The 13,278-nt window shown below is 47.6% G+C and carries 16 protein-coding genes; all 16 read left to right on the forward strand.

The annotated features are described in order from the left end of the window. A partial coding sequence (locus tag QVP35_RS16675) for a sporulation stage IV protein A (protein ID WP_334290786.1) occupies positions 1-148 on the forward strand: 148 nt, incomplete at its 5' end. Between the two features lie 87 nt (positions 149-235). After that, positions 236-1,198 (forward strand): beta-ketoacyl-ACP synthase III, encoded by a 963-nt coding sequence (locus tag QVP35_RS15505; protein ID WP_006567369.1) that lies wholly within the window; start codon positions 236-238, stop codon positions 1,196-1,198. Positions 1,199-1,402: 204 nt separating this feature from the next. Further along, entirely contained in the window at positions 1,403-2,206 is an 804-nt protein-coding gene (locus tag QVP35_RS15510) for a GTP pyrophosphokinase (protein WP_006567368.1), read from the forward strand. An 8-nt stretch (positions 2,207-2,214) separates the two neighbouring features. Continuing rightward, positions 2,215-3,576, forward strand: coding sequence for an RsmF rRNA methyltransferase first C-terminal domain-containing protein (locus tag QVP35_RS15515; protein WP_006567367.1), 1,362 nt, complete (start codon positions 2,215-2,217; stop codon positions 3,574-3,576). Next, the gene (locus QVP35_RS15520) at positions 3,576-4,292 is read left to right on the forward strand and encodes a pseudouridine synthase (RefSeq protein WP_009291188.1); all 717 of its coding nucleotides are present in this window, start codon (positions 3,576-3,578) and stop codon (positions 4,290-4,292) included. The genes QVP35_RS15515 and QVP35_RS15520 overlap by 1 nt, the downstream gene beginning before the upstream one ends. Continuing rightward, entirely contained in the window at positions 4,292-4,957 is a 666-nt protein-coding gene (locus QVP35_RS15525; protein ID WP_009291189.1) for an HAD family hydrolase, read from the forward strand. The genes QVP35_RS15520 and QVP35_RS15525 overlap by 1 nt, the downstream gene beginning before the upstream one ends. Positions 4,958-4,977: 20 nt before the next feature. Beyond that, positions 4,978-5,736: an SDR family NAD(P)-dependent oxidoreductase gene (locus tag QVP35_RS15530; protein ID WP_006567364.1), complete on the forward strand. Its 759-nt coding sequence runs from the start codon at positions 4,978-4,980 to the stop codon at positions 5,734-5,736. 12 nt (positions 5,737-5,748) lie between these two features. Next, on the forward strand, positions 5,749-6,738 hold the full coding sequence (locus QVP35_RS15535; RefSeq protein WP_006567363.1) for an RluA family pseudouridine synthase: 990 nt from the start codon (positions 5,749-5,751) through the stop codon (positions 6,736-6,738). Then, entirely contained in the window at positions 6,720-7,253 is a 534-nt protein-coding gene (locus tag QVP35_RS15540) for a Holliday junction resolvase RecU (RefSeq protein WP_006567362.1), read from the forward strand. The genes QVP35_RS15535 and QVP35_RS15540 overlap by 19 nt, the downstream gene beginning before the upstream one ends. An 83-nt stretch (positions 7,254-7,336) precedes the next feature. Beyond that, positions 7,337-8,218: a YicC/YloC family endoribonuclease gene (locus QVP35_RS15545; RefSeq protein ID WP_006567361.1), complete on the forward strand. Its 882-nt coding sequence runs from the start codon at positions 7,337-7,339 to the stop codon at positions 8,216-8,218. Between the two features lie 13 nt (positions 8,219-8,231). Beyond that, a complete protein-coding gene (gene gmk, locus QVP35_RS15550; RefSeq protein ID WP_006567360.1) occupies positions 8,232-8,846 on the forward strand; it encodes a guanylate kinase in 615 nt (204 codons plus the stop codon). A gap of 14 nt (positions 8,847-8,860) precedes the next feature. Continuing rightward, complete coding sequence (gene rpoZ, locus QVP35_RS15555; RefSeq protein WP_009291193.1) at positions 8,861-9,100, forward strand: DNA-directed RNA polymerase subunit omega; 240 nt, start codon at positions 8,861-8,863, stop codon at positions 9,098-9,100. Positions 9,101-9,170: 70 nt separating this feature from the next. Beyond that, positions 9,171-9,998 (forward strand): undecaprenyl-diphosphate phosphatase, encoded by an 828-nt coding sequence (locus tag QVP35_RS15560; RefSeq protein ID WP_006567358.1) that lies wholly within the window; start codon positions 9,171-9,173, stop codon positions 9,996-9,998. Between the two features lie 9 nt (positions 9,999-10,007). Further along, positions 10,008-10,757, forward strand: a complete 750-nt coding sequence (locus QVP35_RS15565) for a sigma-70 domain-containing protein (protein WP_006567357.1) — start codon at positions 10,008-10,010, stop codon at positions 10,755-10,757. Between the two features lie 42 nt (positions 10,758-10,799). Beyond that, positions 10,800-11,807 carry a deoxyguanosinetriphosphate triphosphohydrolase gene (locus tag QVP35_RS15570; RefSeq protein ID WP_006567356.1) on the forward strand — a complete coding sequence of 336 codons (1,008 nt, stop codon included), beginning with the start codon at positions 10,800-10,802 and terminating at the stop codon, positions 11,805-11,807. A gap of 81 nt (positions 11,808-11,888) precedes the next feature. Next, the coding region (gene dnaG / locus QVP35_RS15575) for a DNA primase (protein ID WP_288187972.1) at positions 11,889-13,278 on the forward strand (1,390 nt) is incomplete at its 3' end.

Consider the following 13,278-nt stretch of genomic DNA (forward strand, 5'->3'; position numbering starts at 1 on the left):
TTTTGGAAAAACACTGGAGCAGCTTGTCGGAGAAGGCATGCAGTCAAAAGCGCAGAAGATGACAGAAGAAAGCCAGCAGAAACTGCAGGATACTATGGAAAAGATCGTCAATGAGAGCAACGGCGGACTGGTCTGCATCATCATCTGACAATAGCTGGGTGGCATTGACAAATTACGAAAAAAAGAATATACTTTGGTAAACAAAATATTAGGAAAGCGCAGGATAAATGATAAGATGTCGATTAGAATATTAGGTACAGGAAGTTATCTTCCGGAGACGATTGTTACAAATGATGATTTAGCAAAAGTGATGGATACCAGCGATGAGTGGATTGCCAGCAGAACCGGTATCCGGGCACGTCATATTTCTGTGGACGATACAACATCCGGCATGGCAGTGAAAGCTGCAAAAGAAGCCCTGAAGGAAAGCGGAGTCGCTCCGGAGGAGCTGGACTGTATCTTTTTAGCGACATTGTCCGGTGACCGGGCCACTCCCAACGGGGCCTGTGACGTTCAAAAAGCCATCGGAGCAAGGAATGCGGTCTGTATGGACTTAAATGCGGCGTGTTCCGGGTTTGTCTATGCTCTGACCACTGCGGTAGCCTATGCAAAAGCAGCATTGGCAAAAAAGATGCTCGTCATCGGTGTGGAAACCTTATCAAAGGTCGTGGATTGGAGCGACCGCAGTTCCTGTGTCTTGTTCGGAGACGGGGCAGGGTGTGCAGTGGTGGAAGCGGATGATTCCAGAGAAGTATTTATCGATTACGGATCTAACGGGGAACTCGGGGAAGCGCTGACCTGCGGGGAGAGAAAATTAAATAACTTATTGGTAGAGAACCATGAGCCTTTGGAACAAGTCTTTATGGACGGACAGGAAGTTTACCGGTTTGCGGTAAAGACGGTTCCCAGGACGATTGAAAATGTATTGGAGAAAGCAGGAGTTTCAAAAGATGAGATCAAATATTACGTCCTGCATCAGGCCAACAAACGGATCATCGATTCGGCTGCAAAACGTCTGAAGCTTGACATAGAAAAGTTTCCGATGAACCTGGACCGGTGCAGCAATACTTCTTCTGCAAGTGTCCCGATCTTATTGGACGAGATCAATAAAAAGGGTTTGCTTGAGAGAGGAGATAAGATTGTCATGTGCGGATTTGGAGGAGGTCTGACCTGGGGAACGATTTATTTAGAATGGTAAGAAACGGCCGGAGACGATTCCGGTGTCACCTGAGAAAAAAGTAGGGCTTTCCTGCTTTTTTTGTTTATTTCACAGGAAAGTTTCAGGACTTCCCTGTGGAATAAAAACGCTCCGCCGATTGAGCACAGATGCGTGAGGATGAACGTGCTTCAAATGTTAAAGTATGCTATAATATAAGAATATAGATTAAAGGAGGTGTTGGCAATGGAATTACAGATGTGGAGAGAGATCCTTTGCCCTTACGACTTAGCTGTGGAAGAATTAAAGCTGAAGTTCGTACACATCATGAACGAGTACAGGACCGCAGGCCGCTATTCACCGATCGAACAGGTGGATGGGAGAGTCAAGAGTATTTCCAGCATTCTTGACAAGATGCAGAGGAAAAAGATCAATATCAATGAAATCGAGACCGATCTGGAGGATATTGCGGGCATCAGAGTCATTTGTCAGTTTGTGGAAGATATCGACCGTGTTGTGGAGATTATTGAACAGCGGTCTGACATGGAGATCAAGACAAAAAAAGATTATATAACAAAAGCAAAGGACAGCGGATACCGGAGTTTTCATGTCATCATCTATTACGATGTGGATACGATCTACGGAAAAAAACGAATCCAGGCGGAGATACAGATCCGCACACTGGCCATGAATTTCTGGGCAACAGTGGAGCACTCCCTTCAGTACAAATATAAGGAAAATATCCCAGAGCATATCACGGAAAAGCTCATGAATGCGGCGGATGCCATCGTGGTCCTTGACAAGGAGATGTCCATTGTCAGAGATGAGATCATGGATGCACAGAATTCTTTCAGGAAGAAGGCAAATATCGTTTCTGAGATCTTGTCAACGATGCAGAATTTATATAAAGTTGCCAACAAACAGGAAGTCATCAAGATACAGGATGAGTTTTACAAAATATATGAGACAGGAGATATGGAGCAGCTGATCCATTTCAATAAGCAGCTGGACATCATTGCGGAAGGCTACCGCGCACAGAGCCTGTCATAGGAGAAGTTATGGAATTACCACAATTATTCGTTGAGAAGATGAAATCCCTTCTGGGAGAAGAATACAGCGATTATGAGGCATGTTTAAAGCGGCCGAAGCAGAATGGCATCCGGGTCAATACATCAAAGATATCGGTGGAAGAATTTCAAAAGATCGCACCATTTGAGACCGAGCCGGTGCCGTGGACGAAAAACGGGTTTTTTGTCGGACCAAAAGAGCAGCCTGCGAAGCATCCCTTTTATCATGCGGGTCTGTACTATATTCAGGAACCGAGCGCCATGGCACCCGCGGCATTTCTTCCGGTAGAGCCCGGGGACAAGGTACTGGATCTCTGTGCGGCGCCCGGAGGCAAGTCCACAGAACTCGGGGCAAAGCTTCGGGGAGAGGGAATTCTGGTGTCCAATGACATCAGCATTACAAGGACAAAAGCCCTCTTGAAAAATTTAGAGATGTTCGGCATCAGCAACAGCGTGATCGTAAGCGAGGAACCTAAAAATCTTGTTCCGGTCTTTTATGAGTATTTCGATAAAGTGCTTGTGGACGCGCCCTGTTCGGGGGAAGGAATGTTCCGCAAAGGCAGCAGCGAGATTAAAAACTGGGCCGAATACGGCATTGAACCTTATGTAAAAATCCAGAGGGAAATCATCCTTGACGCGGTAAAGATGCTCAAGCCCGGAGGATATCTTTTATATTCTACCTGTACCTTCTCTCCGGAAGAGGACGAGCAGCTGATTGAGTACCTGCTGGAACAGGAGCCCGGGCTGTCCCTGGCCGATCTGCCGGACTGTGAAGGGTTTGACAGAGGACACGCCGAATGGACGGTGTCAGGGCTTCAGGATGTAAAGAAATGCATCAGGCTTTGGCCCCACAGAATCAAAGGAGAAGGCCACTTTCTGGCTCTTTTGAAAAAGGACGGCTCTCCGGCTTCGGACAGGAAGGAGTCAGGAAATGCCCGTGCGGTGATCTCTGAGGAGGCGGAAGCCTTTTTGTCCGGGTGCAGGATGGACCTTGACAGAGACAGGATCAAAGAACATAAGGGGAGACTGATCCTTATGCCGAAAGAACTGCCTGACCTTGGCAGGCTCCGGGTTTTAAGACACGGACTGCTTTTGGGAGAGATGAAGAAGAAACGGTTTGAGCCAAGCCAGGTTCTGGCTATGGCGCTTTCCGGCAGCGGATATGTGAGAACCCTGGATCTAAGCCTTTCAGATGACAGGCTCATGAAATATCTGAAATGTGAAACGATACTTGCAGACGAAAAAGAAGACGGTGTGTATCTGATCACTGTCTGCGGATACCCTCTCGGATGGGGGAAACTTTCAAAGGGACGGATGAAAAATAAATATGCGCCGTCATGGAGATGGATGTGATGAAGACACTGCGTTTGGACAAGTTTTTATGCGATGTCCTGGGATGCACCAGGAGCGAGGCCAGGAAAATGATCCGCCAGGGCAGAGTCCTGGCAGGAGACGAGATCATTAAGAAACCGGAATATAAAGTAAACCCGGAAGAAGATGAGATTACAGCGGACGGGCAGAGACTGAACTTCCGGAAATATGAGTATCTGATGATGAACAAGCCAAAGGGCGTGGTGACGGCAACAAAAGATGGAAGAGATAAAACGGTCATGGATCTGCTCACTGGAAGACACAGGAAGGGGCTGTTCCCGGCAGGCAGGCTGGACAAGGACACCGAAGGCCTGCTGCTCATCACAAATGACGGAGAACTGGCTCACCGTCTGCTGTCTCCGAAGCATCATGTCACGAAATGCTACTCTGTCACTGTAACAGGGGAAATTGGCAGAGAGCAGCAGGAGATTTTTGAGTCAGGCATGGATATCGGAGATGACAAGCCTTTGAAGCCGGCGAAACTTGTCATACTGACTTCAGGAGAAGTATCGCAGGCAGAGGTGTTTATCACAGAGGGGAGATTCCATCAGATCAAACGGATGTTTGAGGCGGTAGGCAGCAAAGTTTTAGAACTGAAAAGACTTTCCATGGGAAGCCTTGTTCTGGACCCGGAACTTCTCCCGGGACAGGTCAGAGAGCTTACGGAAGAAGAAATCAAATGTTTAAAGGAGAACTAATGCTAAAAGATAAACGAGCAGTTATTTTTGACCTGGACGGAACCCTTGTGGATTCCATGTGGATCTGGCGGGAGATCGACGAACGGTTTTTGGGACAGTATGGCCTGCAGGTACCGGATGGGCTGAACGATTTCCTGGAAGGCTTCAGTTTTAATGAGACGGCGGAGTATTTTAAAAACAATTTTCCGCTGCCGCTCTCCGTACAGGAGATCAAGGACACATGGAACCGTATGGCCTGTGAGATGTATATGAATGAGATCCCTCTCAAGGAGGGGGCAAAGGAGTTTCTGGATATCCTGAAGGAGAAAAAGCTTCCGCTTGGAATCGCTACAAGCAATTCCAGGGAACTGACAAATGCATGTCTCGATGCCCATGGGATCGGGGAATATTTTCAGTATATCTGTACCTCCAATGAAGTGCCGAAAGGGAAACCGGCGCCGGATGTGTATCTGAAGACCGCGGAGGAGCTCTCTGTTTCTCCGGAACATATTTTAGTGTTTGAAGATATTCCATACGGCATCATGGCCGGAAACAGCGCGAATATGACGACCTGTGCCGTCCGGGATTCCTACTCCCAGGCGGTGACGGAAAAGAAGAAGGAATTGGCGGACTATTACATTGACACTTACTTTGATATCATAAACGGAACCTATCAATCAGTTTAAGCGATACGAGAGGTGATAACATGAAGAAAGTAGCGATTATTACAGGTGCTTCCTCAGGGCTGGGAAGGCAGTTTGTCATTCAGACGGCAAAGAGTCATGGATTTTTAGATGAGATCTGGGTGGTGGCGCGAAGGGCAGACCGCTTATTTGAACTTGGGGTGCTGGTTTCCAACATCGTGATCCGGCCGATTCCTCTGGATCTTGCGAAAAAGGACAGCGCCGAACGGATCAGAAATATCCTGGCAAAAGAAAAGCCGAAAGTTTATGTGCTGGTGAACTGTTCCGGGCTCGGACTGGCCGGGAAGTTTGACCGGCAGGAGGAAGAGATGCTGGATCAGATGGTGAAAGTGAACTGTCTCGCTCTCACGAGGATCACCAGAGCCGTGCTGCCGTATATGCCAAGAAAGGCACGTATCGTACAAGTGGCATCTTCTGCGGCATTTGTACCTCAGCCGGGATTTGCAGTCTATGCGGCGACAAAGTCCTATGTACTGAATCTGAGCCTGGCATTGAGACAGGAGCTGAAAAAGAGAGGAATTATTGTGACGGCCGTCTGTCCGGGACCGGTAAAGACCGAGTTCTTTGATACGGCCTATCAAAAAAAAGAAATGAAACTATATAAAAAGCTTGCGATGGCAAAGCCTGAAAAAGTGGTAAAGAAGGCTCTGAGGGATGTAAAGAGAGGCCGGGCGGTCTCTGTCTACGGGCTTTCCATGAAGGCGGTGAGAGTTTTGTGCAAGCTGCTGCCGAGCGGTCTGATCGTCAGACTGATAGGCTAGAAGGGAACCCGAATGAAAGAAATCAGAATCTCAGACCGGGAAGAAGAACAGCGGCTGGACAAACTGCTGGCAAAATATCTGAATAAGGCTCCGAAAAGCTTTCTCTATAAGATGCTCCGTAAAAAGAATATTAAACTGAACGGAAAAAAGGCATCGGGAAGTGAAAAGCTGAAATCCGGCGATGTGGTGTGTGTTTATATGGCGGATGCGACCATTGCTTCTTTCCGGGAAGAACCGAGGGCGGAGAGGAGGAAGGCAGATCTTTCTGTGATTTATCAGGATTCCAATGTGCTCATCATCAATAAGCCTTACGGGATGCTGTCACAGAAAGCAAAGCCGTCGGATATATCGGTGAATGAGCTGATCGTTCCCTATTGCCTGGAACACGGCATTTTAAAAGAGTCTGACCTGGAATTGGTCCGTCCGTCTGTCTGCAACCGTTTAGACAGGAATACGACGGGTCTGCTGATCGCGGGGATCTCTCTGGAGGGGCTTCAGACGATGGCGGAAGTGCTGAGAGACCGCTCTGTGAGAAAATATTACTACTGTATTGTGAAGGGCATGGTGAACAAAAAAACAAGAATTTCCGGTTATATATGTAAAGACCACAGAGAAAACAAAGTTTCTTTTTCGGAGCGAAAGATCAGCGGAGGAAGCCGGATTGAGACAGCCTATGAGCCGATGGCAGCCGGGCACGGCTTTACGCTCCTGAGGGTGGAACTGATCACCGGAAAGACCCATCAGATCCGGGCCCATTTAGCCGGGATGGGATTTCCTCTGGCAGGGGATACCAAGTACGGAGACAGGGGTGTCAATCTGCAGATGAAGCAGAAGTTCGGAGTAAAGCACCAGCTGCTGCACTGCGGCTGCCTCGAGTTTCCCGAAGGGATGAAAAGGTGCGGGGAGCTGTCCGGCAGGACCGTTGCCGCAGAGCCTCCGGAAACATTTTTAAGGACAGCAAATGAATTGTTTGGGAGAGTCGTATGGGAACCTGGAATTTAAAAGGATTGAGGGGATCGGTCCTTGAAGAACTGGTCAACCACACAAATGAAAAGTATAAGGAACAGGGGCTGGCTCTGATCCAGAAGATCCCCACATCCATAAAGCCGGTCCGGTTTGACAAGACCACCCGGCAGATCACTTTAGCATATTTTGACCAGAAAAGTACGGTGGACTATATGGGGGCTGTCCAGGGATATCCTGTTTGTTTTGACGCCAAAGAGTGCGGAAACGACGTATTTCCCTTACATAATATCCATGAACACCAAATAGAATTTATGGAGAGGTTTGAAAAACAGGGTGGCATAAGCTTTCTGCTGATCTATTTTACCCACAGGCAGGCCTGTTACTTCATGTCTTTTGAGGAGACAATGAAATACTGGAACAGGCAGTTAAACGGCGGTCCCAAGCATTTTAAATTTGAGGAACTGGATGCAGGATTCTTTGTTCCTATGAAAAAAGGTATGATCCTGCATTATTTAGAGTGCCTGAATAAACTATTGGCCGGGAGGCGTTGACTTAGCCTGCTGTTTTTCGTATAATAAAACATTGAAACAGCCGTTACGTCCGGCAAGTGAATACACAGAAAGAAGATAGACCAATGATTAGAAGTATGACAGGATTTGGGCGCAGCGTCGTATCCAATGACAACAATCAGACGATCACCGTTGAGGTGAAATCAGTCAATCACAGATACTGTGATATCTCATTAAAGATACCGAAAAAATTTACTATGTTTGAGGCGGATGTCCGGAACCTGTTTAAACAGTATGCGAACAGGGGAAAGATCGATCTGTCCATATCATATGAAGACTTGTCCGAGACCAGCGTAGGTCTCCACTATAACCGCGCGGTGGCAAAAGAGTATATGGATGCCTTTCATCAGATGGAAGAAGAGTTTGGAATTCCGGTGTCGGCCACGGCAGAACGCCTGGCTCAGTTTCCAGAGGTGCTCTCTCTCACAGAAGAGACTTTTGACGAGAGCCGGTGGTGGAGCCTGATCGAAACAGCGGTTAAGGAAGCCGGCAAAAAATTTGTGGAATCCAGGACAGTGGAAGGGAAAAGACTTTTGGAGGATATGGAAGGAAAGCTCGCCCGGATGGAAGACGATATTGAGTTTATCGCCGAGCGTTCTCCGTCTATTATTCAGGAATACCGTACGAAACTGGAAGATAAAGTAAAAGAATTTTTAGAAAATGCTGGGATCGATGAAAACAGGATTGCGGCAGAGGTCACCTTATATGCAGACAAAATATCCGTGGATGAAGAGATCGTCCGCTTTAAGAGCCATATCAAGGCCATGCAGGAAGAGCTCTATGAGAAAGAAAGCGTCGGAAGAAAACTGGATTTCCTTGCCCAGGAAATGAACCGGGAGGCCAACACGATCTTGTCCAAGTCCAGTGACGTGGAGCTTTCCAACCACGCCATCGAGCTGAAGACCAATGTGGAAAAGGTCAGGGAACAGGTTCAGAATATCGAGTAGGGAGGATAAAACGATGAAAAAAGGTGCGTTGGTCATCTTATCCGGATTTTCCGGCGTTGGAAAAGGCACAGTGGCAAAGCGCCTGGTGGAGAAGTACGGATACAGTCTGTCGGTCTCCGCGACGACCAGGCAGCCCCGGGAAGGGGAAGTGGACGGAAGAGACTATTTTTTCAAGACGGAAGAAGAGTTTCGAAACCTGATTGACTACAACGGATTTATAGAATATGCTAGATATGTAGAAAATTTTTACGGCACGCCGCGGAAGTTCGTGGAAGATGAGCTCAACGCGGGGCATAATGTCATACTGGAGATTGAAGTACAGGGGGCGTTTGCCATCAGGGAACAGTACGAGGATGCTCTTTTGATCTTCATCACGGCTCCCAGTGCCGGGGAGATCAAAAACCGCCTGATCGGAAGGGGAACGGAGTCTGAGGAAGTCATAGCAAAGCGGCTTTCAAGGGCGGTGGAAGAGTCCGAGGACATGTGCCAGTATGATTATATTATCGTCAATGACGATCTGGAAGTGTGCGTCGGCCAGGTGCATGCGGTGGTCACCGCACAGTCCTGTGAGCGCAGACACAACATGGATCTGGTAAAAGAAACAATGGAAGGATTAAAAACCTTATAGGAGGAATCATATTTATGCTACACCCATCATATTCAGAATTAATGCAGGTCATCAATGGAGATGACGAAGACAAGAATATCATCACCAGCCGCTACTCACTTGTCATTGCCAGTGCCAAGAGAGCCAGACAGCTGATCGGAGGAGATATGCCGCTTACGGAAGATGCAGACGAACAGAAGCCTCTTTCCACGGCAGTCGAGGAGATACGGAGCAATAAAGTAAAGATTCTTCAGGATGGAGAAGACGAAGAATAGAGAAAGCACGAAGGGTGAATAGGATTTTTTCTAGTCACCCTTTTCAAATATCATCTTGAAAGGAACAGACATGGATCTTATATTAATCTTAAAAACAATCATTTTAGGAATTGTGGAGGGCATCACGGAATGGCTCCCAATCAGCAGCACCGGACACCTGATCTTAGTGGATGAGTTCATAAACTTAAACGTCTCGGCGGCATTTAAAGAGATGTTTGACGTGGTGATCCAGCTGGGCGCCATCATGGCGGTGGTCGTGCTCTATTTTCACAAGCTGAATCCGCTCTCTCCAAAAAAGAACCGGAAGCAGAAACATGAGACCATGGTACTCTGGTATAAAGTGATCTTTGCGGTCCTTCCGGCGGCAGTCATCGGCATACTGTTTGACGATGCTATTCATGACAGATTTTTTAACCCGGTGGTTGTTGCGGCAACGCTGATCATCTATGGTGTCTTATTTATCGTCATTGAAAATCATAACGAGAGAAGCAGGAGAAGAGGCATGGATTCTCTCTCGGGGCTTACATACCGGATGGCCTTTATCATTGGAGTGTTTCAGGTATTGTCTCTGATTCCGGGCACATCCCGTTCCGGAGCTACCATTGTGGGAGGTATTCTGATCGGATGTTCCAGGACCGTGGCGGCAGAGTTTTCATTTTTTCTTGGAATTCCGGTCATGTTCGGAGCCAGCCTTTTAAAGATCTTAAAATTCGGGCTTTCCTTTACCGGAACAGAGCTTGTGGTGCTGGCCATAGGAATGATCGTTTCGTTCCTTGTATCCATTGTTTCGATTAAGTTTTTGATGGGATATGTAAAACGGCATGATTTTAAGGCGTTTGGGGTGTACAGGATCATACTTGGTATTCTGGTCATCGGATATTTTATGTTTTTTAAATAGGAGAATTACATGGAGAAAGAGTTGTTTTTAAAAGGGATGCAGGAGCTTTTAGAGGTCGCAAAGGCCGGGGGCGATAAGATCCGGAAGGAAGATATTTTATCATATTTCGGAGGAATGGACATCACGGATGAGATCGAGACCATGCTCTGCGACTACTTTGTGGAAGCCGGGGTGCAGGTGGAGGGGTATGAAAAAAGCCCGAAAAAGGAATTACAGAAAGAAGAGACAGATCCGGGAGTGATCCGGTTTTATGAGGAGGAGCTCGAAGAGCTGGGAGGCTCCGATCCCAAAAAAGTACGGGAATTGATTGTAAGGCTGGCAGACGGGGAAGACGTCCAAAATGAACTGATTGAGAGTATGCTTGCCGACGTGGCACTGGATGCCAGGAACTACACAGGGCACGGTGTTTTGCTTGGAGATCTGATCCAGGAGGGTAATATGGGCCTTATAGAGGCTGTATTTGAACTTGGAGACAGAGAGCCAAAGGAGGCTGAAAAGTTTTTACGGGAAGCAGCGGAGTCGGCAATGAAGAAAGCCGTTTCCGAGCAGATGAATACGGACTCGGTGGGAGAACAGATGGCAAGAAAGGCCAACCGCCTGGACGAGGCAGCCCGATTTCTGGCAGAAGACCTTGGAAGAGAGGCAACTGCAGGAGAACTTGCGGATCATCTCAAGATGACGGAAGAGGAAGTAAAGGAGATCATGAAGATGTCCCTTGATGCGATCTCTGTCGTTGAGACAGACATTACCCGGAAATAGGCCGGATGTTCCGGCCGCCCATATGCAGGAAGAGGTGGGGCAATGAACATCAGAGAAAAGCAGGAACAGACAGAGCTTAAGCTGCTGAGTCCATATGCGACACAGAGCAGCCGGACAAAAGGGAGAGAAAAGCCTGAAGTGGAGTGCGAACTTCGGACCTGTTTCCAGAGAGACAGGGACCGGATCGTCCACTGCAAGGCTTTTCGGCGTTTAAAGGACAAAACACAGGTGTTTTTGTCTCCAAAAGGAGACCACTACCGGACGAGACTTACGCATACACTGGAGGTGGCGCAGAATGCCAGGACCATAGCCAGGGCCCTGAACTTAAATGAACTGCTGACGGAAGCCATTGCCCTGGGACATGACCTGGGACATACGCCGTTCGGCCATGCGGGGGAGAGAACGCTGAACGAATTAAATCCCGAAGGATTCCGCCATAATCTGCAGAGCGTCAGGGTTGTGGAGTTTTTGGAGAAGAACGGAAATGGGCTGAATCTTACCTGGGAAGTCCGGGAGGGGATGAAAAACCACTCTACTCACAGCATTTCGTCTACCCTGGAAGGAAAGATTGTGCGCCTGGCTGACAAGATCGCCTACATCAACCATGATATAGATGATTCTATACGGGCAGGAGTCATGAAAGAATCGGATCTTCCGGCAGAGTACACAGACGTGCTTGGTAATACGGTGCGGGAGCGGATCAATACAATCATTCATGACATTGTAAAGCACAGCGAGGACCGGGACGATATTTTAATGTCTGATGAAATCCACACTGCGATGTTCGGTCTCAGAAGATTCATGTTTGATCATGTATATTTCAACCCTCAAACGAAAAAAGAAGAACGAAAGGTGCACCATATCATTGAGCCGCTGTTTGAATATTATCTTCACCATACCGACCTTCTTCCTGCTTACTCCAGAGAAAGGATTGGTGTCACAGAGTCCAAAGAACAGGCTGCCTGTGACTATATTGCGGGAATGACGGACCATTTTGCTATCGAGACATACAAAGAAATCTTCATTCCGAAGTTCTGGCTGGAAAAGTGAGAAAAATAAAAAGGAATGAATCAGTTTATGTAGAATAATATATATAGAGGACATTTATCACACAGATAGGAGGACAGGCTGTTGTTATACGGAGATGACATTATTGAAGAGGTCAGAAGCCGCAATGACATCGTGGATTTGATCTCTTCCTATGTACCGCTCAAGCGGAAAGGAAGTTCTTATTTCGGACTCTGTCCTTTCCATAATGAAAAATCACCGTCGTTTTCTGTCAGCAGGGACAAGCAGATGTATTACTGTTTCGGATGCGGGGCCGGCGGCAATGTCTTTACTTTTATTATGGAATATGAGAACTTTACATTTCCGGAAGCCGTGCGGTATCTGGCGGAGCGGGCCGGGATGGAACTTCCGGAACAGGAACTCAGCGCAGAAGCAAAGCAGCAGGCAGACGCCAAGGTACAATTAAAAGAGATGAATAAGATGGCAGCCAATTATTTTTATATCCTCCTTCACAGCAAAAGAGGGGAAAAAGGACTTGCCTATCTTACAAAACGCGGGATTACCGGGGAGACAATCAAAAAGTTCGGCCTTGGATACGCAGATATTTATCAGGATGACCTCTACCGGTTTTTAAAGAGCAAGGGCTTTTCCGACGAAGAACTGAAGGATTCTGCACTGGTCACTATTGACGAGGCCAGAGGAGGCAGTGACAAATTCTGGAACAGGGTCATGTTTCCGATTCAGGATGTCAACAGCCGTGTCATAGGATTCGGGGGACGGGTCATGGGAGACGGAAGCCCTAAGTATTTAAATTCCAGGGAGACGAAACTGTTTGACAAGAGCAGGAATCTTTACGGACTGAATTTTGCCCGGAGTTCCAGAGAGAAGTTTATCATTTTATGCGAAGGATATATGGACGTCATTTCCATGCATCAGGCCGGATTCACAAATGCGGTGGCGGCTTTGGGAACGGCGTTTACCGAGGGGCACGGGATGCTTCTCAAACGTTATACGAACGAAGTGATCCTTTCTTTTGACAGCGATGAGGCCGGTCAGAGGGCGATTTTAAGGGCGATACCCATTCTCAAAGGGGCAGGCCTCACGGTCAGGGTTCTCGATCTCACTCCGTACAAAGACCCTGATGAATTTATAAAGGAACTGGGAAGCGAAGAACTGAAAAACCGCATACAGAAAGCCAGGAGCAGTTTCATGTTCCAGATATCGGTGGCAGCGGGAAAGTACAATCAGGATGATCCGGAGGAAAAAACTAAGTTCCAGCATGAGGCGGCAAAACTTTTGTCTGGTATAAGGGAACCTCTGGAGAGGAACAACTACTGCGAAGCCGTGTCCAGGGAATATTTTATGGGTGTGAAGGAACTGAAAGATCTGGTGGAGTATTACGGCACCAGCGGATATGTACAGGAGAAACCAAAGGAACAGGAGCGGAGACCGGCGGAAGTAAAAAAAGAAGAAAAAAGGCAGGAGCCTCAGAAGCTGCTGCTCACCTGGCTGG

It is taken from the genome of Anaerostipes sp. CAG:276 (genome assembly GCF_000432215.1).
Taxonomy (GTDB): domain Bacteria; phylum Bacillota; class Clostridia; order Lachnospirales; family Lachnospiraceae; genus Anaerostipes; species Anaerostipes caccae.